Annotated in this window: 16 protein-coding genes; 3 read left to right on the top strand and 13 right to left on the bottom strand. The window is 42.1% G+C overall.

Translation table 11 applies throughout. From position 1 onward, the window contains the following. Positions 1-15 precede the first annotated feature (15 nt). From MHH50_RS09965 to MHH50_RS09945, 5 genes are all read right to left on the bottom strand, one after another. Positions 16-1953, bottom strand: coding sequence for an FAD-dependent oxidoreductase (locus MHH50_RS09965; RefSeq protein WP_340034257.1), 1938 nt, complete (start codon positions 1951-1953; stop codon positions 16-18). 200 nt (positions 1954-2153) lie between these two features. Continuing rightward, positions 2154-2963 carry a MerR family transcriptional regulator gene (locus tag MHH50_RS09960; RefSeq protein ID WP_076124994.1) on the bottom strand — a complete coding sequence of 270 codons (810 nt, stop codon included), beginning with the start codon at positions 2961-2963 and terminating at the stop codon, positions 2154-2156. Positions 2964-3073: 110 nt separating this feature from the next. Beyond that, positions 3074-4117: a YeiH family protein gene (locus MHH50_RS09955; RefSeq protein ID WP_340034256.1), complete on the bottom strand. Its 1044-nt coding sequence runs from the start codon at positions 4115-4117 to the stop codon at positions 3074-3076. Between the two features lie 218 nt (positions 4118-4335). Then, positions 4336-6315, bottom strand: coding sequence for an ATP-dependent DNA helicase (locus MHH50_RS09950; protein ID WP_076184363.1), 1980 nt, complete (start codon positions 6313-6315; stop codon positions 4336-4338). 99 nt (positions 6316-6414) lie between these two features. Then, positions 6415-7266: an SDR family NAD(P)-dependent oxidoreductase gene (locus MHH50_RS09945; RefSeq protein WP_340034255.1), complete on the bottom strand. Its 852-nt coding sequence runs from the start codon at positions 7264-7266 to the stop codon at positions 6415-6417. A 176-nt stretch (positions 7267-7442) separates the two neighbouring features. Between MHH50_RS09945 and MHH50_RS09940 the strand changes: the two genes are divergently transcribed. Beyond that, positions 7443-7907: a MerR family transcriptional regulator gene (locus MHH50_RS09940; protein WP_340034254.1), complete on the top strand. Its 465-nt coding sequence runs from the start codon at positions 7443-7445 to the stop codon at positions 7905-7907. A gap of 18 nt (positions 7908-7925) precedes the next feature. Further along, positions 7926-8924, top strand: a complete 999-nt coding sequence (locus tag MHH50_RS09935) for an NADP-dependent oxidoreductase (RefSeq protein ID WP_340034253.1) — start codon at positions 7926-7928, stop codon at positions 8922-8924. A gap of 88 nt (positions 8925-9012) precedes the next feature. Here MHH50_RS09935 and MHH50_RS09930 read toward each other — a convergent pair whose 3' ends face one another. The 8 genes from MHH50_RS09930 to MHH50_RS09895 form a co-directional block, all read right to left on the bottom strand. After that, positions 9013-9969, bottom strand: coding sequence for a pectinesterase family protein (locus MHH50_RS09930; RefSeq protein ID WP_340034601.1), 957 nt, complete (start codon positions 9967-9969; stop codon positions 9013-9015). A 39-nt stretch (positions 9970-10008) separates the two neighbouring features. Further along, positions 10009-11370, bottom strand: coding sequence for a glycoside hydrolase family 28 protein (locus MHH50_RS09925; protein ID WP_076304403.1), 1362 nt, complete (start codon positions 11368-11370; stop codon positions 10009-10011). A 21-nt stretch (positions 11371-11391) separates the two neighbouring features. After that, entirely contained in the window at positions 11392-12513 is a 1122-nt protein-coding gene (locus MHH50_RS09920; protein WP_340034252.1) for a glycoside hydrolase family 88 protein, read from the bottom strand. 150 nt (positions 12514-12663) lie between these two features. Next, entirely contained in the window at positions 12664-13767 is a 1104-nt protein-coding gene (locus tag MHH50_RS09915) for a glycoside hydrolase family 88 protein (protein ID WP_076124980.1), read from the bottom strand. A 40-nt stretch (positions 13768-13807) separates the two neighbouring features. After that, complete coding sequence (locus MHH50_RS09910; protein ID WP_036679255.1) at positions 13808-14683, bottom strand: carbohydrate ABC transporter permease; 876 nt, start codon at positions 14681-14683, stop codon at positions 13808-13810. A 21-nt stretch (positions 14684-14704) separates the two neighbouring features. Continuing rightward, positions 14705-15679, bottom strand: coding sequence for a sugar ABC transporter permease (locus tag MHH50_RS09905; RefSeq protein WP_036679252.1), 975 nt, complete (start codon positions 15677-15679; stop codon positions 14705-14707). Between the two features lie 133 nt (positions 15680-15812). Next, a complete protein-coding gene (locus MHH50_RS09900; protein WP_340034251.1) occupies positions 15813-17369 on the bottom strand; it encodes an extracellular solute-binding protein in 1557 nt (518 codons plus the stop codon). A gap of 189 nt (positions 17370-17558) precedes the next feature. Continuing rightward, positions 17559-19076, bottom strand: coding sequence for an extracellular solute-binding protein (locus tag MHH50_RS09895; RefSeq protein WP_340034250.1), 1518 nt, complete (start codon positions 19074-19076; stop codon positions 17559-17561). Between the two features lie 180 nt (positions 19077-19256). Here MHH50_RS09895 and MHH50_RS09890 point away from each other — a divergent pair, with 180 nt between their 5' ends. Continuing rightward, on the top strand, positions 19257-21602 hold the full coding sequence (locus MHH50_RS09890; protein ID WP_038569731.1) for a helix-turn-helix domain-containing protein: 2346 nt from the start codon (positions 19257-19259) through the stop codon (positions 21600-21602). The last annotated feature ends 110 nt before the right edge of the window (positions 21603-21712 follow it).

Raw genomic sequence — 21712 nt, 5'->3', positions numbered from 1 at the left:
TCCGGGAAATTGTCGTTAATTAGCTTTCAAAGCACTGTTTGCCGCGCTCTCTCCACCTAGACGACCTGAGGTAAAGGAATAACCAATTCCGACCCCATTGCCCACATAGGTATCGTTGAATAATACGCCTTCCGATTCAAGCCCTACAGCAAACAATCCTTTTACTGGTGTACGTTTCTCATTTAGCACTTGGAACTTAGTGTTTACCAGCAAGCCACCCACAGAACCCAAGTTGTTGATTTCAGCGACGATGGCATAATACGGTCCTTCTTCGCCCATTGGCTCTAAATAATCAGCAGCTTTACCAAATTCAGTATCCACACCAGTTTTTGTAGCTTCTTTATAACTATTGTAATTTTCTACAAACACATCTACATCCATACCTGCATTTGTTGCTAATTCTTCGATTGTATTTCCTTTGTAGCCATCTCCGTTTTCTACCATAGAATCAAACACCTTTTCTGCATTTACCCATGGATTCTCTAACGTGAATTGATCTGCAAATTCGGCATAAAATTCTGGTGGCATTCCTGGCAGGCTTGGTGCGTTAACACCTTTCATCCCCTTGGACTGAAGAGCAGCCAATTGAGATTTTGATACGATAACCATATGATAAGCACCATTAAATGCACTCGTATTAGCTGCTGCGACCGATGTTAATGTAGCTGCTTCATCTCTGAAACGTGCTCCGGAAGAACCGACATTCATGAAGTTAGGCAGATACGTCAACATCAGCGGATAACTTGCTTCAAAAGGCTCATATTGTGTTTTTAGTCCTTGTGTTGCTCTGGCTAATGTTTGGTGCAGCATTTGTCCACCGAAGTTATCAGGAACCTTGGCTCCTGCTTCCCAAGCCATCTTCAGACCTTCCCCAACATTCTGACCTAGTCCTCCGTTAACCCCTTCAAAACCAAAAGCTTCTTTAACCATTTCCGAATTTGCAGCATAACCACCTGTTGCCATTACGACACTTTTTGCTGTGATTTCAAGAGTAGTCCCGTCCGATTTCTCAGCCACAATACCTGTAACTTCTCCTGCTTCATTGGTAATCAGCTTTTTGGCAGTGGTTTCGGTGATCACTTGTCCACCCTTTTGTTCAACCGATTCAGCCAACATTTTCCGAAGGGTCTCTTCCCGGGTTTCATAAGCTGGCAGTACATGCAGCTGCTCTCCGAAGAAGTTTAGGAAGCTGGTTTTATACCCTTTTTCTGCTAACCAATCATAAGTTTCGCCGGATTTCGTTACGTATTGTCTAATCGCTGCAGCGTCAACTCTCCAGTGATTGTTGACAATCCAATCGGCAATTTCTTTTTCCACATTTACTTTAAGATTATTGTCAGTAGCTGCGGAAGAATTATAGAACTTACCGGCCCAGGATAGATTACTTGCTCCCCCGATAACTCCTGTTTTTTCGATAATAATAACCTTGGCACCTTTATCAGCAGCGGTTACCGCTGCGGACACACCAGATGCACCGGCGCCTACTACCACTACGTCTGATTCAAGCTTTTCCGTTTTACCTTCACCTGCTTTTTGCACGCCACCGGCTTTGAAGACTTCCAGATTTCCTCCACCTTTGGTTACGGCATCTTCAACTGCCGCGAGCATTGCTTCACTGGAAAGACTCGCACCACTAACAGCATCTACTGCCAAGGTTTGTCCTTCCAGAATTTGTTCTTTTATTTTTTCAAGTGCATTATCGCCTAGACCACCCGTTTCTGACTGGCTGACGATCTTAATATCTTTAATTTTATCTGGCTCATCCATAGTGACTTCTACTTTAATCACGCCCTCTTTGCCTTCCGCTTCCCCTGCGAATGTACCGGCTTTAAAAGATGATGATGACGAATTTGCCGACTCCCCATTTCCTTTGCATCCGCTCAGCATGGAAACGATCAGCACCATACAAAAAGTTAACATGAGCATTTTCTTGGTGAAATTTCTGTTGCGCATTCTCTTCTCCCCCAGTATCTAATATCTTATAGCTCGCCAAGAACGTGATATTTTTCACATTCATATCTATACATATCTACCGAACGTTGCCAAGCTATATACCGAAGTATAAACATTGGTGCAGCACCAAGGTCAATGTCCAATTCTTGTCCAAAAAGAAAAAACACCCGCTCTTAGAGCAGGTGTTTATAAAAATAAACTTATACAATTGGAATATTCACTTCCAAATATGAGCGGTTATTGCCTTCTATTTTTTCAGTAAGCATTAATTTACCCACCACATCACCCGCTATGGTATAACCATTTGCTTCGATGTAATCTATCATAAACTGCAAAGATTTCTTCGTGATATAATGTCCATCCGTAGATAACATGATAGCAGAGATACAGGTACTCGGGCTAATATACTCTACATATTCATCGATATCCATTGCAAATTTCTGCACTTCCTCCTCGGGTAAGGTAAGCCCCCAGCTATAGTCAAAGTTATTATCACCGGATAACACCCCCGCGTCCTCAATCTTAAAAGAATAAAACGCATAAGGAAGCCTATCCATCCAAGTGTTGACGAGGCTTTTTACGATATCATTTTTTAATAATGCATTTTTATCCGTTTGCTTAAGCCTGTACATGCCTGGCAGTTGTTTAAGTTTACATATATATAATGAGGACTCTATTTCCTTAAGCTCTTTATGAATTTCATTCATCTTGTTTAGCAGCATCGTCTTTTGCTTAATCTCTTCTTCTAAACTCTGCTGAGACTGCTGCATCAATCCCATAACTTGCTCAATAGAGGAATCCTTCATCAGAAGTGCCACTTCGGGCAATGGAATTTCCATACTGCGATACCATCTGCTCATTAACAGATCCCTTGCATCTAAATCATTAAAATATCTATAATTATTGCTGTTATCTTTTGTAGGCCTAACAATATCATGTTTCTCGTATAATCTCAGCGTATCCGCAGTTACCCCGAGAATGGAAGCAAATTCACCTATGCAATACTTCACTTGAAGTCCCTCCATTCATTTCATGCATATCCTACCACACTAAATGATAAAGAGAAGGATGCTGTTTGGATATGAAGTAACTCATTTCATACTCAGGGTGTACATGCTAACTACGCTAGCGCAAGTAAGTGAACTAACATAAATCCAACTAAAGATAACATGACCGAACCTATAAGTCCCGCAGCAAAAGACTTCATTCCAAGCCGTCTAAATGCCGCCAAATCAACGTTTAATCCAAGCCCTGCCATCGCCATAGCGATTAACATATAAGCAATCGTAACGATCCCATTGGCTACTGATGCGGAGACGATTCCTAACGAATTCACACCACTGACAACTAGAAATCCTAGAATAAACCAAGGGATTGGAATGCTTCTCCACGAAGCTTTAGCCGCTCCACCTTGCACTTTTCTTTCTTCACGATTGGACCAAATCCCAATTAAAATAGCCACCGGCACAAGTAAAGCCACCCGGGTCAATTTAACGATGACCGCCATATCAACGGCAGCATTTCCACCAGCATCCGCAGCCGCGATAACGTGAGCAATTTCATGTAAAGTCGCTCCTGAGAATACCCCATAACCTAAATCTGATAAGCCGAGAAAAGGATATAAAAATGTGTACAGCAGTGTAAATATTGTGCCTAATATAGCTACTATAGCTGCACCAATAGCAGTTTCGTCATCTTTGGCTTTTATCTGTGGAGCGATGGCAACCACAGCTGCCGCACCGCAAATCGCAGTTCCGCAGGCAGTTAAGATACTGAGGCGCTTATCTACTTTGAACAGTCGAGCCAGTCCGTATACAACGGAGATCGCAAATATAATGACGATGACTGCCAAAAGAAATACCCGAGGTCCTGCCGCAACGATATCCTTTAGATTAAGCCGCATACCGAGCAAGATAATCCCAAGACGAAGCAGTTTTTTACTGGAAAAATCGGTGCCATGTGTGATGCTATTTGGCACTCCTATCGTAGCTCGCCAAATAATCCCGATTAAGATAGCAATGACCAATTGCCCCATAATAGATAGGAATGGAAAACCCGCTAAAAATTTCGCCAATAATGCGATAACTAACGTTAGCCCTATCCCTAATGCAAACCCAACCTTTTTGTTGTGATCTGGTTGATACAAACCTTCTGATTGACCCATGTCGTATACACTCCTTGATGAATCTCTAGATGATGCTGTATAAATACATCCCATGACTCAACAATAATACGACACCGCCCGGAAGTTAAATACCAATATCCTATCCGTAAGATTAGGAATACTTATGCTTAATTTTAGACAAAAAAGCTCCTTCGCGTGAAACATAAATGCCGTAGCATCTGCCTCACCAAAGGAGCAATTATAATCGTTAGTGATATTTAAGCTTCCAGCTTCTGTAGTCGAGTCCCTTTTGGAAGTACAGAAGTTATATATTCGTGTACCGGATGTTGCCCTTCCTCTTCCGCAAGTACAGTTACAATTCCTTGATCTGTACCGGTTCGAATCAGCCGCCCCATCCCTTGTTTGAGTCTTAACAGCATGTAAGGCAAATCCACATCTTCAAAGGGAGTGGAGGTTTCCGCCCGTTTTGCCATAAACACTGGATCAAGCGGAGGATACGGCAGCGACCATATGATCACATTAGATAATGAAGGTCCAGGGATGTCTAGCCCCTCCCATAAGGTGACCGCACATAACACGCTATGCTCATCCCGTTGGAACGCTGAAATCAAATAGCTGATTTCTTGATCCCCTTCATATAAAAATGAATATGAACTGCTTTCCGGTCGTAATGAGTTAAGCTGCTTGAATTGCAGAAGCTCTTCACGAGTACGGAACAGTAGCAGCGCTCTACCTTCAGTCCGCTGAATAAGCTTCAGGGAAATTTCCATTTTCTCAGCAAAATCCCCACTCTGAAGCTCTGGCACATAGACATTCATCTGGTGCTCATAGTCATAAGGTGAGTCTACAGAGAAGGATAAAAAATCTTGTATCCCAAGACTGTCCTTCAAGTATTGGAATGATTTATCCACAGACAATGTAGCCGATGAGAATACGATTGGCATTTTTTGCGTGAACAGGCTGTCTTGAAGTACCTCTTTGACATTTCGTGGCATGACCGACAGCGTTAGACCATCGCTTTCTTCTGTCGCCCAGCAGATTAGAGCCCCTGAATCCTCAAACAATCGCAAAGCGATCTCTATGGTCTCCAAACGTTCCTCCACAATTCGCAGTTGGTATTCATCAATCGTGTAGAGTCCGCTCTCGAATACTAATTCTTCTTCGATAGCAGCAATTACACTCCGCATCCGGTGTACCTCACGAATCAATGAAGCATTCAGCGCAATGCTTTTCCGATCTGATCCCGGTATGTTTCGGCATTGACGGCGAATCGCTTTGAACATTTGCTCACTTTGCATGATCGCTTCATCAATCAGAACCGCCAGCGTTTCACGGATTTCATTCTGTAGCAGGCGAGAAATCAATTCTTCAAAGACGACATGCTTCATCTTATAGCCAAGCGCCTTCATGGCCGCTGATTCTAATAAATGTCCTTCATCGAAAACAACCGCACAGTGATCCGGAAGCAAAGGGATTTGCCCTTCCCGCTTACGCGCTTCATAGGTCCAAATATGCTCCATGTAATAATCGTGGGAACAAATGATCAGATCACTTGATTTCCGGTAATGATCACGGGACAAGGTCTGCCCGCAGCGGTGACGCATATCGCAAGTAAAGCAGTCCTGAAACGTATCCCAGTTAATCTTGTTCCATTGTTCGTCATTCAGATCAGGGTAATCTCTGCGGTCTCCATAAGCATGGAATTGCTGCATCGGTGCATGTGAATGTACAAAATCAGGTAATGTACTGTACAAGCTCTCCAGTGGTAAGCTTTCATCATCATGGTTCCGAGCCTGATCCAGCTTTTTCAGACACATATATTTATCCGGAGATTTCGCTAGTCTAGCATCAATATTCATGTTCAGATGCTTCGCAAGCTTGGCGATATCGCCTTCCGGTTTCACAAGCTGCTCAATCAAGGACTCGTCCGCACATGCAATAATCGCAGGTTTGCCCATATAACGCGCGTAACAAATGCTATACAACAAATACACTAATGTCTTGCCTGTTCCGACCCCTGCCTCAGCAAAAATCGTCTTTTTCTCGGCAAAAGCCCGCTCTACCTGAAAGGCCATATATATCTGTTCATCACGTACTTCAAATCCAGCCTCAGGAAGAATTTCATAGAATACATCTCCGACCCATTCCCCTACTTGCTCCATAAAAGGTTTGGTCCGATCATATTCAAAAGGATACTGTTTCGCCAACAAGCCTACCTCCAATATTTGATCAGGCATCTCTACCATGCCATGAAAAATAGAATCAACGGAAAAACTCTATTATCTCATACGTTTGGAGGAATTACAAAAAATAATTAGAGACAACTAAAGATCTGATTAATAACGAAGATACTCATTTTCGTAAATATCATTAATCCTTTCCAAAACATTCCGGGCTTGATCCTTAAATTTCAAATCCGCAACCTGACCTTTCCGAAGAAATACCCCCGTCTCCTCACGGTGTTCTCCCAGAGCACCCTCATACAATTGGTCGGCGCCGTGGGTAGGCGGAGAGAAAAACAGCTTCATCAACGGTTTAACTATTAGAGGCAGTCCAGAATTTTTTCCTTTTCGCAGCGTGTTATTGCTACCCGGATCAACACTGCGAATCATGATGCCCTCGTTAGCAAGCTGCGGCGCAGCCGCCTGTGTCCATAACGATAATGCCAGCTTTGAGGTGGCGTAAGGACCAAGCAGCTTGCGGAAGGTGGTGGGACGCTCCAGGATTTCAATCGTAAACTCTTTTGTAAATTTAAGCGCTGAGGATGAGGTGTTGATCACCGTTTTTAAGCGTCCTTTTTGTAGGCTATCCTTCAATTCCATTAAAATAATATACGGCACAATGGTCATCAACTCATAGTGCTTTTCGCGCCCCTGTGTCGAATAGCTCAGTTCAGGGAAGCTCCCGCCGGCATTGTTGAACAAAATATCGATCCGCTGCTCCTTGCCTTTGATCTCTTCCAGTGTCCCTCTCAAGCTGGCAAAATCCGCGAGATCGGTTGTTTTATAAATACGAAGCCAGCCGTTTTTGATGGCTTTTTGGATGTTCTCATCATCGGCTGGAAAACCGGAACGGTTCAAAGCAACCACCTGCCAATCCTCCGCTAGCAGTTTTCGAGTTAATTCCAATCCAATCCCGGCGTTAGCGCCTGTAATCAATGCGATATTTTCACGTTGCTGTGTGCTCATTGTAAATCTCCTCCTGAATTCGGGATATCTTCCTCTTATAACGCACATTTTATTAATTGGAGTCGACTCCAAGTCAAGGCGTAATAAAAAGATTTTGTCCCAGAGATAAGGTCTTGACTTGGAGTCAGCTCCAAGTTGTATAATTCACACACAAAGCAATCTCCAGGAGGTACAGTATGAAGGCAGAGCAAACGTTTACGATAAAAGAAACCGCCGTGCAAACCGGAATATCCGAGGATACGATCCGCTATTACGAAAAGATCGCGCTGCTTCCCCGGGCAGACCGGAAGGACAACGGGCATCGCGTTTACCGGCAGGAAGACATAGATACAATCCTGCTGCTATCCTGCCTCAAGAAAACAGGCATGCCCTTGCAGGAAATGCAACCATTTTTGGCGGTCTCCGCTGACGCTGATCCCGCAGATTATCCTGAACTGGTGGAGCATTTAAGGAACCATCGAGAAAACATCGTCAGCCAAATCTTGTCGCTGCAGCAGGTTGTCGATTTTATTGATATGAAGCTGGAACAAAGGAAATATCGCCGAGACTGCTCAGATAAAAGCGAGGACAAATCGAAATCAAAAAACATCTCCCCTGTTGAGATGAGTTATTTTTCTGGATCAGCAAAAATGAATAATTAATGAATTGGAGTTTTTAGGATGAAAGCAATGATCATAAAAAAATACGGGAATTACCCTCTTCAACTAGCCGACATCCCAACACCCGCAGTGGGTGATTACGATGTATTGGCAGAGATCCACGCAGCAAGTATTAATCCTATCGATTTCAAAGTGCGGGATGGCAAAGTACGTACGCTGTTGAAATACAACATGCCCCTAGTTTTAGGAAATGATTTTTCAGGGATTGTCATCCAAGTAGGAAAGAATGTTAAAAAATTCAAGATAGGTGATGAGATTTACGGACGGCCCAGAAAAGATAGAATCGGAACCTTCGCAGAATATATCTCCGTACATGAAGAGGATATAGCTCTCAAACCTCACAATCTTTCCTTTGAGGAAGCTGCATCCATCCCATTAGTCGGGCTTACTTCTTATCAAGCTTTACATGATATATTACAGCTAACGGCAGGACAAAAGGTATTGATTCAAGCGGGAGCGGGCGGTGTTGGCACCTTTGCTATCCAACTTGCCAAAACGATGGGGATATACGTGGCTACTACTACAAGCGATGCTGGAGCAGAATTGGTCAAGTCACTTGGAGCCGATCAAATTATCAATTATAAAACCGAAGCATTTGATAAGATTTTACAAAATTATGATGGAGTATTCGATACCATTGGCGGTGAAACATTAGAAAAAGCTTTTAAAACAGTCAAACAAGGAGGACAAATTGTATCGGTTTCAGGGTTGCCTAATGCACGCTTCGGAAAAGAGTATGGAGCTGGGTTCATAAAAACTAATATTTTTCGCTTGATTACCCGGAAGCTGAGCAAATTAGAGGCAAAGTACAAGGTTAAATACAGCTTTCTGTTCATGAAACCAAGTGGCAGTCAATTAGAAATCATTTCAGAGCTTATTGAATCCGGACAAATAAAACCTGTTATTGATCAAGTGTTTCCTTTTGTAGAGGCGCAGAAAGCGATGGAGTATTCCGAATCGGGCAGAGCTAAAGGAAAGATCATATTAAAAATAAAGTGATACAACACATAAATAAAACGGCAGTCTAAGACTTTATGCTTCTGTCTAGACTACCGTTTTTTATTTGTGTACGCATTAATTAAAGTATCTATTTCCAAAAATCCGTTCCAGCAAAAACAAACTCTTTATCCAGCGTCTCGTCGCCATCTTCAAAGCAATCTGCCCAAAACACACGTTGCTTACTCAGGGGAATTGCATCCTTCACGCCATATTCCTGATAACTAACGGTTTGTTCATTAGCGGTGTTGTCCCAGTTATCCCAGCCAAGTGGATGTATATGTGCACCCAACTGGCAATCTACAAATACGGTTTTAGCATACTCACGCCAAGGACGGCCCAGAAACACCGGAGCAATATCAGTAGCTGCTGTTAAAAAGCAATTTTTAAAAATATAACCATACGATTGTCCCTCAGGTGTGGAGGCAGCCGTAATATAACCTGCTTGATTCTCACTATGACACAAGCTGCGAATTTCACATCTGTCAAAATATGCTGTAGCCCCACCAAATATAAAGTCCACTGTTCCCTCTATATAGCAATGCTGATACAACTGCCGATATTGGGCATGGTGTTCTCTCAGTGGTATACCTCCAAATGTAGATCGCTCTTTGGGTGCAGGTGGCAAAGGTCCTGTGAACAACGTGTCCTGATACCCTTTTAAAGTACAATTTCTGAATACGGTTTGATCACAATTAGCATACACAGCTACGGCCTGCCCGATATTTTCACCCTGCCCTGCATTATTGGTAATCACCAGATTCTCCAAGACCAGATGGCTCCCGCCCAGAAATAACGTTGGTGTAGAGAATGTATTGATTTCTTCGCCCGCTTCATCACGCTCTTTCGCGTAACGATTCATAACAATCTCCACGTAGCCAATCCCTATGATCGTAAGATTAGAACGATAAATCCGCACTGCCTCTTTATAGACCCCTGACAAAATATAAAGCGTATCCGCTTGACCGGATGGCCCCTGCTCTAGTGAATCTACCGCCTCTTGAATCGTGTGATAAGCGCAAAAGGATTCTTTTCCTACAACAAGCATAGTGGATTCTTTTCCTCTCAATAAATTGATGACTCTCTCTTATGGACTGACATTCTGTTCTTCAGGTGACACTGTAGCTTGTTCTACTAATTTTTCCGGCTTCTTCGTGTTTTTTGATCGACAATTTATGATCTCTACAGCTTCTCCATTTTCAATGTAAAAAGCAGGCCCTTCATGGTTCTCAATCGTCACCTGATGAAATTGAACATCTCTTGCATTCCCGAGGAAAAACCCGCGATTATTCATGTTTTCGATCCCTGTCATCATGTCTGGATGGCCGGGAATTGCATTCGTCGCCATGGAGATGTCCACATTGGTAAACGTAATCTCGGATACATACTGCTCCGCAAGCCCGTATAAGAAACCCGCTGCGGCATGAACATTACGTGCGGTAATATTGGCAAAATGAATGCGTCTAAAACACGGCGTTTCCTCTGTAATCGGATAAGGATTTTTATCCCACACATATTTTTCTTTCCCGCGTGGTCCACAGAAATAATATAGATTTAGAGTAAACGGACAAATAACATCCTCCATTACAATATTGCTGATCCGAATATCTTCAATCGTTCCCCCGCGTCCCCTTCTTGATTTCATCCGGATTCCACGATCGGTTTGTTTAAACACACAATTACTAATCGTGACATTACGAATATCTCCACTCATTTCACTACCGAGTACGACACCCCCGTGTCCATGTACCATAGTGCAGTTGGTGATCGTGATATTCTCACAAGGAACTCGTTCTTTAGTATCCTCAGTTCCTGCCTTGATCGCAATGCAGTCATCACCGACATCAATATTGCAATTGCTAATTCGCACATTGGTGCAAGACTCTGGATTAATGCCATCTGTATTCGGAGAGTCCGCCGGGTTCAGAATGGAAATATTATCAATAGTCACATTGTAACAGCCTATCGGATTAACGGTCCAGCTTGGAGAATTGACCAGCGCGATATCTTTAAGGGTTACCCGCTGACAGCTGTCCAAGCCGATTAGAGTCGGCCGGGGATACTGAAGCTCTTCCCGGCGGTTCCGAAACTTATCCCACCAGAGTTCACCATTTCCGTTAATCCTTCCGCTGCCAGTGATTGATACATTAACTAACTCTCTTCCATAAATACAAGGTGAATGAACCTGCTGCTTCACTCCTTCCCATCTGCATTCCACTGCAGGGTAATCCTCCGGGTTCGTACTGAATGAAAGAATGGCACCAGGATTTAAATTCAATTCGATATTGCTTTTCATATGAATTGCACCGGTTAAGAACGTACCAGCCGGTACATAAACGGTTCCTCCACCGGCTTTATTTGCCGCTTCAATCGCACGCGTTATCGCTTCCGTCGCTAACTTTTTACTATTCTTAAGCGCTCCAAAATCCTCAATATTGTAGATCAACATTCATATCCCCCCTGTTCTATATCAGATCCAGCCTCTTAATTGTTCATATTCCACACAAGCCTGTAGGAAAGCACCCACACCTTTTTGGTCGTTAGTGACAATAGGCTCGCTAATGTAATAAGCGAAAGTACCGTCACGTTGGTCCACTCCACCTAATCCGGCTACTTGGCAATTCTTATTTAAATTGACCCATTCTTCTTTGGTTTCTAGTACAAACTCCGAGATAAGTCCTTGTTGAGCCAGATCTAATGTTTCGTACCATCCAGCGTTTAACACGCCTAATCGGATACCTTTAGCCATGGCATACACGATCATACTTGAAGCAGAGGCCTCAAGATAATTTCCTTTGCGTTCCCCTAGATTCATCACTTGATACCAGACCCCGGATTCCTTATCCTGATATGTCTTCACCGCAGTTAAGGTATCATTTAGTATTCGTACCAGCTCTGGATAATCTGAGTGCTCACTAGGCAGCAATTCCAGAACATCAACTAAAGCCATGAGATACCAGCCAAGTGAACGGGCCCAAAAGTTAGGCGAAAGTCCTGTTTCAGGGTCGCACCAAGGTTGAATACGCTGCTCATCCCATGCATGATATAGCAGACCTGTTACCGGATCTTTCGTATGCTTCTCACACAAGATAAATTGTTTGATTACATCCTCAAGTCCCTGCCCTTCTTCAAAAGCTAGCAAGTAGGCTAAATAAAAAGGAGCGCCCATATAAAGTCCATCTAACCAAATCTGATAGGGATATATATTTTTATGCCAAAAAGCACCTTCCGAGGTTCGCGGATGGGTCTCAAGTTGCTTTCTAAGTAAAGCAGCCGCTTTTTTGTATTTTTCTTGCTTCGTTTCTTTATATAGAGTCAATAATAATTTTCCGTTGTTAATATGATCGATATTATACTCCTCTAGGTGGTAGCCCTTGACACTGCCATCTTCCTGAATAAAGTAGTCCATATTATCTTGAATGAACTGCAGATACTTCGAATCACCGGTCTGCTTCCAAAGCCATTCAAAACCGTTCAATACCACGCCATAATCGTAGGTCCAGCTTCCTTTGTAGCCTTTATCTTCATAAAGCTTCGGTGTCCGCGCCATAATAGAGTCTGCCGTTTGAATTGCCCACTGTGATTTCTTCATCCCAACCCCCAAAATATTTATAAATTTAAGAGCTCAAAAACTAAAAATAGGTTCAGCCGATTTAAGGATTCTTTGCACATAAAATAATACGACTTGATTCTCCGAAATCTCAGAGAATCAAGTCATTGTTTAGTAAGGATACGGAGCGATTCACTCTTGAAGCATTGACTGTATTTCAACACAAGCCATCACCAATGCGCCCACACCATGCAGATCATTTTTAACCTTAGGCCGAGTCACGTAACTCTCGTAATCTCCAGCTGAGGTACCGATACAAATGTCCGGCAGAACTAATCGGTTATGCTCATCCCACTGGATTACTTTGGTTAACCCTTCATATCCTTTTTTAGCGGCAGCTGTAGCGATAGTCACATCACTTACAACGCCATGCTTCACGGCTTTGGCAATCGTATAGACGAACAAACATGACCCTGAAGTCTCCAGCCAATTATCTGGCTCATGTCCCTTATCTACGACTTGATACCAAAGTCCACTTTTTTGATCTTGGTAACGAATAAGTGCATCCACAAAATCTCTCAGCGTAGTAGAAAGCTCTGTCCGGGCTGAATCATGGGAAGGTAACAGATCCAGAAATTGCGATAAGGCGAGACCATACCATCCTAATGATCGGCTCCAGAACTCCGGTGAACAACCCGTCTCCGGATTCGACCAAGGCATCCGCCGGCTCTCATCCCAGGCATGGTATAACAAACCCGTTGTCTCATCCTTCATATGCTTGCGCATTAACATTTCCTGATGAAGGACCGTTTCACGCAAGCTTGGTTCATCGTAGACATTCGCATATTTCAAGGAGAATACGCCTGCCATATAAAGTCCATCCAACCACATTTGGTTGGCGTACTTATCCTTGTGCCAATACCCGCCCTCAGAGGTTTTATTTAGTGTGAGCAGTAAATTCCTTAGCTTCTCTGCTGCAATACGATACTTAAGTTTGCCTGTCCGTTCATAAAGAGTGAATAGTAGCTGTCCTGCTTGAACCGCATCCAGCTCATCACGTGCAAAATAAAAGTTCCCGTATTCATCCACCAAATCATCTACATATTCCTGAATATAGTTGATATAACGGTCTTCTTGATAAGCATTCCACAAAAGCTCCATGCCACACAGAAATACACCCTGATGATAGTGCCATCGATGCGCGGGGGGAAGCTCTCCCGCCCTGTAAGTATCCATTAGTGAATCGCAAGCTTTTTTTGCCCACTCTATCGGCGTTGTAGGTATCTGTACAGTCATCTCGAAGCTCCTCCCCTAAGTATAGTCTCTCTCTTTCTTGCTAGCCCTTCATAGAACCCAACATGGCACCTTTGGCAAAATGCTTTTGCAGGAACGGATACACACAAACTATTGGTAAGGTAGCTACAACGATAACAGCCATTTTAATTGATTGATCTGGCGGTGGAACAGCAGCATCCAGTGTAGCGCTGTGATCCATACCGCTGGCAAGGACGACAATTTGTCTGAGCAGAACCTGTATTGGCCATTTCGCACTATCATTCAAATACAGAATCGCATTCATGTAGGTATTCCAATACGTTACCGCATAGAACAATCCGATAGTCGCTAACGCAGGTAAGGATAGTGGCAATACAATCCGAAATAATATTCCAAAATCATTACAACCATCAATTTTGGCCGATTCCTCCAAACCTTCAGGTATATTTTGGAAAAAGTTTCTCAAAATGATCATATTAAAGGCACTAATCGCTGACGGTAGAATCAGTGAGGCGTACGTGTCAATTAGTCCTAATTCCTTCACCACGAGGAACGTTGGAATCATCCCACCATGAAAAAGCATGGTGAACACAACCATGAAGTTAACCACTTTACGACCATCCAGATCTTTTCTGGTAAGAGCGTAGGCCATCAAAGAAGTTATAAACAAACTAAAAATAGAACCAATTGCCGTGACACCAATGGAAACACCCATGGCTTTAAATATTGTATTCGTCGAAAAGATGAACTTGTACGCTTCCAGACTCCATACCTTTGGAATCAGTACAAATTTGCTAGAAGCTAGTTCTGCACTCGTTGTGAAAGAGCCTGCTACAACGTGAACAAGGGGAAGCACAGTAATTAAAGCAATGATCGCAAGCAGCGTAAAGTTTATAGCAGAAAAGATTCTACCACTGATTGTTTTATCTTCTACCATTTCGATTCCTCCCACAAAATATCAATAAACGCCTTCTTCTCCCATTTTCTTGGATAATTTATTCACCATCATCACCATTACAAAGCCTACAATCGATTTAAAGAATCCAATAGCTGTACTGTAACTAAACTGCCCCTGTCTCAAACCAGCAGTATATACATACGTATCGATAATTTCCGCAACTTCTCGATTCATGGAGTTAAGTAGCAGATATACATGTTCAAATCCAAGATCAAGAACGGAACCAATTTTCAGAATAAATAATGTAATAATTACGCCTCTAATCGCTGGAAGAGTGATATGCCAGACTTGTCTAAGTCTTCCAGCTCCGTCCATACGCGATGCTTCATAAAGCCCTGGGTCAATCGCAGCTATGGAAGCTAGATAAATAATCGTTCCCCAACCTGCTTCTCTCCAAATCACCTGAATAATATACATGGGCCTGAACCACCCTGGATTAAGCAGGAAATTGATTGGTTCAAAGCCAAAATAGACAAGCAGCTCGTTGATAATCCCTCCATCCATCGTGACCATTACATAAGAAATGGAGACGATGATAACCAATGACAGAAAATGGGGCAAATAGAAGATCGTCTGAAAGGTTCTTTTGAAAAAGCTGCCTTGAAGTTCATTTAACATCAGGGCAAGAATAATCGGCATCGGGAAATAGATAAGAATATTTAATCCGAAAAGAATAAGTGTGTTCACTAATATATTTAAGAAATCCGGCTCTGTGAACAACCTGCTGAAATGTTTCATCCCTACCCAGTCACTACCGTTGATCCCTTGATAGGGTTTGTAATCCTGAAATGAGATAATTAATCCGTACATTGGAAGATATTTAAAAATCAAAAAATACAGTACTCCCGGAGTTAGCATGACGTAGAGCCATTTATTTCTCCACAGCCGCTTTTTCAGTTCGCTGCTGCTTTTATAAATTTCAGGCTTAGGATTCATTTGAGGAGCTGAGCTGGGCTGTGCGGTGACTTCCTGCATGATATTCTTCCTTTCTCCTTCTTTATTCAAACACGATATTTCTGAACCCAGTGAGGAATAGAAAAGGTTGTTGAAACAAGATCAACAACCTTTTCAGCTACAATTTGTCGCTTAACTATTCGAGTACGGGTTACTATTTTTTGTATAACGCGTTGTATTCTTCAATAATCTTATCTCCACCACGGCTCTTCCAGTTCTCTACTTCCTTCTCAAATCCAGCCTTGTCAATCTGACCATAAATATATTTATAGGTTGCATCTGTAATAATCTGTTGAAGCTCTACGCCTTTTTCTGTATAGGTAGCCGAATCCATAGCAGCTGTTGGATCCGCTACACCAACTTTGACATTCTCAAGAACCAATTGATCTGCATGAATTCTTCCTGGCAGCGTGTTATAGTTCTCGTACATTCCATTGGTTTCAGCTTCGCCGATAACACTGTCCTTATATCCCTTTACTTCACGTTCAATCAATTCTTTGTCATCAGTAGCTTTGGCTTTACCGTCTTCAACGGTATAGTGAGTACCTTCAATTCCCCAATACATCAAATTAGCTACTTCTGGGGTCATCATTTGATCAAAGAAAGCAAGAATCTTCTTCAGCTCTGCCTCATCCTTGACAGCAGATTTCGGGAACAAGACAACATTGTTATAGCCTGGAATCATCCATTGAGCATATTTTCCCTCTGGACTTGCAACCATACTATGCGCATCCAAAACAGCGTCAGGGTTATTCTTAATAGTATCTTTATTGAGGGAATCAATATCTTGCATGGAGCCCCCAATATAGAGTCCACCCTTTCCAGCCTTAAACATATTTACTGCATCCGTTTTACTGGTGGCAGCGAAATCTTGATTAATGTATCCGCCATCACGAGCTTTTTTGAAAAAATCCATTGTGTCGAAATATTCATCGAAGGTAAATTCAGGCGCTAATTTGCCATCCTTCTCACCCCAGGTATTCGGTGTTCCGAACCAAGACGAAACAGTTTTGAAAGCTCCATAGGTCAACTCATTACGGTCAATAATACCGGTAGTATCTTTCTTTCCATTACCGTCTGGATCTTGTTCTGTGAAGGCTTTAGCCATTTCAAATAATTCATCTACATTAGCTGGTGCAGCAAGTCCTAATTTATCTGCCCAGTCTTTGCGGTAAATGATCCCTTGGCGTGCAAGTGGACGCCCGATATATAGGGTATAAAGCTTGTCATCTACTTTCGTGTTATTAAGAATTTCTGGTTTCAATTTGCTCAAATTCGGAAATTCGCTTAATAGTGGACCGATTTCCCAGAATTGTCCGTCTTTTATCGCTTCTTTCATCTGAATGAAGGTTGTCTGATTCTTCAAATATGTTACTTGCGGCAATGAACCCGTTGCAAAAGATGAATTCAGTTTTTCTTCATAAGTATCAGCCGGAAAAAATTGATAAGTCAGCTTCGTGTTGGTCAATTTCTCAAGTTCATTCTTAATCGTATCAGGCGGAGTCTCTGATGTATTCAATGGAAGCATGATTTTGATTTCTGTAGGTTCCTCTTTAGGTGCTTCAGTCTCTTCCACCTTCGTAGTGTTCTCTGCACTTGTAGTTGGGGCTGCTGCTTCTTCTTTGTTATTGTTGTTACCACCGCATCCAGCTAACAATGTGCTGAATGTTAACAGTGCTGTTAACAACATGGTGAAGGATTTCTTCTTCATACCATTTTGACCTCCATAATTTGTATTGGTTACGAGTTCCACGTTACATCGTCGGCAAGGTTACGAAAACAATCATTTCCCCATAACGGCGCCTTCTGAAAGGGATCTGAGCAAATGATTATCGGGATATCGCAGCACAAAAAAAATCCACCGCATTATCCGCAGTGGATCAAAACCTTTTTAACCTATTTACTTTTCTGTCCCAAACTCAGCCTCAGCATATTCCTTAATAATAAGATTGCCTCCACGAGCTCTCCATTTCTCAACCTCTTGCTGGAATCCCTCGACGGTAATGTTACCTAATATATAGTTATATGTAGCATCCACAATGATTGTAGATAACTCCATATTCTTCTCATCAAAAGTAGATGAGCTAAGAGAAACTGTCGGGTCATCAACCAGAAAAGATTCATTATCTTTACTCAGCTGATCTGCTAGAGAGGTTAATTGCTCCTTCTGAGCCACTTCCATAATGTTTTTATTACTAATGTCCGCAATCATTAAAGCATATAGCGGATTCACTTCCTGTACCCGCAGTTGTGAGGTTTCCTCGGGAAGGATAATTTTGCCGCCTTCAAGCTTATAATGCCGCCCCTCAAAGCCATACATCATTATATTGGCTACATCTTTATCCATGGTCCGATCAAAAAATCCAAGCACCTGCCGAAGCTCCTCCTCTGTGGCAATGGACCTTTTGGAAAAGAGATACAGTCCGTTGTAATTGGGGATAGACCACACTTTATATCCATCAGGCCCCTCGATACGATTGATCAGCGTAAGTTCAGCCTTTGGATTGTATGCTTGAGCTTCAATTGACAACCGCTGCACATCAGTCATGCTGCCAATAAACACACCAGCGATACCGTTAATGAATTTATCGCGTTGAACCTCTTTACTGGTAAGAGCAAAGTCCTGATTTATGATTTTTTCATCATATAATTTCTTCATAAAATTCATTGTGTTCATATACTCCGCTGTTACGAATTCCGGAACAAATTGATGATTCTCTAGCTTCCAATTATTTGGTGTGCCAAAATAAGAGCTTAGTGTCTTAAATACACCATAAACAAGATCATTACGATCGACTAATCCAAGGGTATCTTGTTTGCCATTCTGATCCGGATCGTTATATGTAAATTGCCTCATTACTTCATATAGGTCATCTAAGGTCTGTGGATTGCTTAAATGAAGAGTGTCCAGCCAATCCTTACGTATTATGACACCCTGTCTGGAGGAAGGGCGTTCTGTATACAGGCCGTAGATCTTACCATCAACAGCGGTCTGCTTAAGAATAGCGGGGTCCAGTGCTTTAAGATTGGGGAACTCCTGAAGATATGGGCCGATCTCCCAAAATGCTTCAGAACGGATGGCGTTTTTCACCAGATTATAGTCTGAGAACTTCACAAAGGTGACTTTTCCCAAGGAATTAGTGGTCAACGCTGTATTCATTTTATCGGTATAAACACCCTCAGGCACCCACGTGATATCAAGCTCCACCCCTGTTAATCTTTCAATCTCAGCCATAATCTTTTTTGAAGGCTGCTGTGGAAAATGAAGGGGTGCCAAGATGGAGATGCTCGGGCGAGCTTCTTGCAGTACAGAACCAGCTGACTTTCCATCACTGCAAGCGCTTAACATAGGGAAAACAAGCATGAAAAATAAGCAGCAACATAACGTTGCCCTTCTACACAAAAATTGTCTAAACATTTCTACAGCCTCCTAAGGTATTGTAAGGATTTTCACCCTACAGCTTGAAGATTTTCCATTTTGTAGTCATAATTAGGGTTAATGATTATTGCAGAACGAGATGATTATTGTTATTTTCCACCAGGTTTCATACACTAAGAACAAGTGTCTACTTCTACATAAGTAAAGGTGCTGAGTCCCGTGAGACCATTAAGCTTTTTAAGTAAATTAACGATTTTTGCCTTTGTAATTAGCACGTTGCCGGTGATATTCATCGGTTCTTTTTCCTATTTCACATCATCTAATGAGATCCAAAAGAACGTAAACAACAGTAAAATGGAACTTATATTACAAATCACCTCAAATGTAGAACATAAGTTAACAACTGTCAATCAAACATTAAACCAAGTAATCAACTCTAGTGTATTAAAAAAAGCACTAAATAACCCTTTAAATGAAACCGATTTCATTTTATATAATGATTTAAGAAACGAAATCCGCAATATGCAATCCTTCGATACGAAACTTGAGGATGTCATCCTGCTCAATCAGCAGCAGAACTGGATGATCAAAAATTCAGGCGTCTACCGTCTGAATGAATACAAAAACCACGCGCAACTCTCTAATCTAATGAATATAGCTGACGATACTTCATGGATTTTGAATCCATCGTCCTTATTTTATAGCGAGGAGAGCATTAACGTCACTGGCTGCAATTACAGCATCAGTCTTATCAAAAAGCTTCCCACCAATAAGCTGCAAAAATATGGGCTTGCCCTAGCTAATATTCCGGTCTGCAGTCTTCAGGATTTCATTAATTCAGATGTGCAGCCACTCGATGACATTATCGTTCTGGATCAAGCTGGCCGCTTCCTGCTCCATCCGGATACCAGCTTAATCGGAAAACCTAAAGAGCAAGGCGGATTTAAAGAAGTCCCTTTAATCTCTGATCCTTCTAAACAATCCGGACAGTTCAAGACTGTGATTAATAAAAAGAATTACTCCGTCACTTTCATGCGTTCTCAGTTAAATGGCTGGGTTTATCTATCGGTTACTTCTATGGAAAGCTTGACGAAGGAGTCCAATAAAATCGGGATGTTTACGATAATCGTGTGCACCATTATGCTCTTGTTCTCCATTCTTCTAGCATGGATCGGTTCCAGACGTATGTACACCCCTATCGAAAGACTGCTTAATCAGATGGGCCAACGCAAACCGGATATTAAATCGAGACATCGCAATGAATTTCAGATTATAGGAGAACAAGTTCATTCTTTGTTCCAATCCAAATCACAGCTGGAAAAAGAAGTCCGGCAACACTTTCAGCAGGTTCGTACATTTTTTCTGATCAATGCCTTCCACGGCAATGTTAAAAAACGTGATTTGCTCGAAGAATTAGGGCAATTCGGCTACCAAACCCAGCTTGAAGAATGGAAAACCATGGCAGTAATTACGTTGTCTATTGATTATGCCGAGGATTCCAGCTATGAGAAAAAAGATCTCAGCCTCTTATTGTTCGCTGCCCACAATATGATCGAAGAGTTAATCTGTCCTGAACAACGGCTGGCTCCAGTGATCATGGACCATGCGGTAGTCGTATTATTGGGCAGTCCAGACTGCGATACCCAGTCTTTTCATAAGACACTGTATTCGTTAACGGAGAAGCTGCAGCAAGAAATAAATAATTATCTAAAGGTGCAGGTGAGTATTGGGCTGAGCCTGCCCTTCAACGCCTTCGATAAACTAGCCATCGCCTACAGAGAAGGTCTTGAAGCACTGAAGCATCGCATTAAGCTTGGCAAAGGCGTTATTATTCAATATGAGAACATTAACTCCGGCAAACATTATCTGAACTTGAACTACCCTACGCATAAAGAAAACGATCTAATGGATGCGATCAAGCTGGCTGAAACGGATAAAGCCAAGGAACTGATTCATTTGCTTTTTAAATCTATCTTTGCCCTTGAGCTTTCACCACAGGAATATCAAATCCCGTTGACCCGCTTACTCAATAACTTGCTCATTATGATGCAGGAATCGGGCATTAGCTTAAATCAGATCTATCATGCTAATGGCTCTATTTTTGAGGAATTACATGACCTTCATACCGTGGCTGAGATTGAGGATTGGTTCTGGAGCATGGTCATTTACCCGATGATCAAAATTTTTATCAGCAGGCAAAATGCCCAATACCAAAACATCTCTGAGAAAATCATTGATCTGATCCAACATGAATATGATACGGATCTAACCTTGGAAGAATGCGCTTCACGGCTGCATTACAACGCCAACTATATCAGCAGTGTCTTCCGTAAGGAGACCCAATACTATTTCAGCGAATATTTAACGATGTACCGATTTAAAATGGCGAAAAAATGGCTGCAGGAAACCGATATGCCGATCAAAGATATTGCAGCCAAATTAAGATACAACAATTCTCAAAATTTCATTCGATCTTTCCGTAAACAGGAAGGGATGACCCCTGGACAGTACCGGGATAACAACACAGGCACTAAATCCAAACCAACATTTGACGAATCTATGTAAAAATCACAAAAAAATCGTTCAAGGCCGAATCTAAAAAAAAAGAGTCTCTCTTTTTTTCGGAAAATATGTTAACGTGTGCATATAACCATTTAGGGAGGAATTTGAACGCA

The sequence above is a fragment of the Paenibacillus sp. FSL H3-0302 genome, assembly GCF_037982245.1.
GTDB lineage: Bacteria > Bacillota > Bacilli > Paenibacillales > Paenibacillaceae > Paenibacillus_AQ > Paenibacillus_AQ odorifer.
This window is presented reverse-complemented; position numbering and strand designations above follow the sequence as displayed.

What these genes read in the sequence shown, in the direction of transcription:
- MHH50_RS09945 (WP_340034255.1), bottom strand. Translation starts at nt 7,266, where the DNA reads ATGAGCACACAGCAACGTGAAAATATCGCATTGATTACAGGCGCTAAC.
- MHH50_RS09910 (WP_036679255.1), bottom strand. Translation starts at nt 14,683, where the DNA reads ATGGTAGAAGATAAAACAATCAGTGGTAGAATCTTTTCTGCTATAAAC.
- MHH50_RS09915 (WP_076124980.1), bottom strand. Translation starts at nt 13,767, where the DNA reads ATGACTGTACAGATACCTACAACGCCGATAGAGTGGGCAAAAAAAGCT.
- MHH50_RS09900 (WP_340034251.1), bottom strand. Translation starts at nt 17,369, where the DNA reads ATGAAGAAGAAATCCTTCACCATGTTGTTAACAGCACTGTTAACATTC.
- MHH50_RS09895 (WP_340034250.1), bottom strand. Translation starts at nt 19,076, where the DNA reads ATGTTTAGACAATTTTTGTGTAGAAGGGCAACGTTATGTTGCTGCTTA.
- MHH50_RS09940 (WP_340034254.1), top strand. Translation starts at nt 7,443, where the DNA reads ATGAAGGCAGAGCAAACGTTTACGATAAAAGAAACCGCCGTGCAAACC.
- MHH50_RS09950 (WP_076184363.1), bottom strand. Translation starts at nt 6,315, where the DNA reads ATGCCTGATCAAATATTGGAGGTAGGCTTGTTGGCGAAACAGTATCCT.
- MHH50_RS09965 (WP_340034257.1), bottom strand. Translation starts at nt 1,953, where the DNA reads ATGCGCAACAGAAATTTCACCAAGAAAATGCTCATGTTAACTTTTTGT.
- MHH50_RS09925 (WP_076304403.1), bottom strand. Translation starts at nt 11,370, where the DNA reads ATGTTGATCTACAATATTGAGGATTTTGGAGCGCTTAAGAATAGTAAA.
- MHH50_RS09920 (WP_340034252.1), bottom strand. Translation starts at nt 12,513, where the DNA reads ATGAAGAAATCACAGTGGGCAATTCAAACGGCAGACTCTATTATGGCG.
- MHH50_RS09930 (WP_340034601.1), bottom strand. Translation starts at nt 9,969, where the DNA reads ATGCTTGTTGTAGGAAAAGAATCCTTTTGCGCTTATCACACGATTCAA.
- MHH50_RS09905 (WP_036679252.1), bottom strand. Translation starts at nt 15,679, where the DNA reads ATGCAGGAAGTCACCGCACAGCCCAGCTCAGCTCCTCAAATGAATCCT.
- MHH50_RS09935 (WP_340034253.1), top strand. Translation starts at nt 7,926, where the DNA reads ATGAAAGCAATGATCATAAAAAAATACGGGAATTACCCTCTTCAACTA.
- MHH50_RS09955 (WP_340034256.1), bottom strand. Translation starts at nt 4,117, where the DNA reads ATGGGTCAATCAGAAGGTTTGTATCAACCAGATCACAACAAAAAGGTT.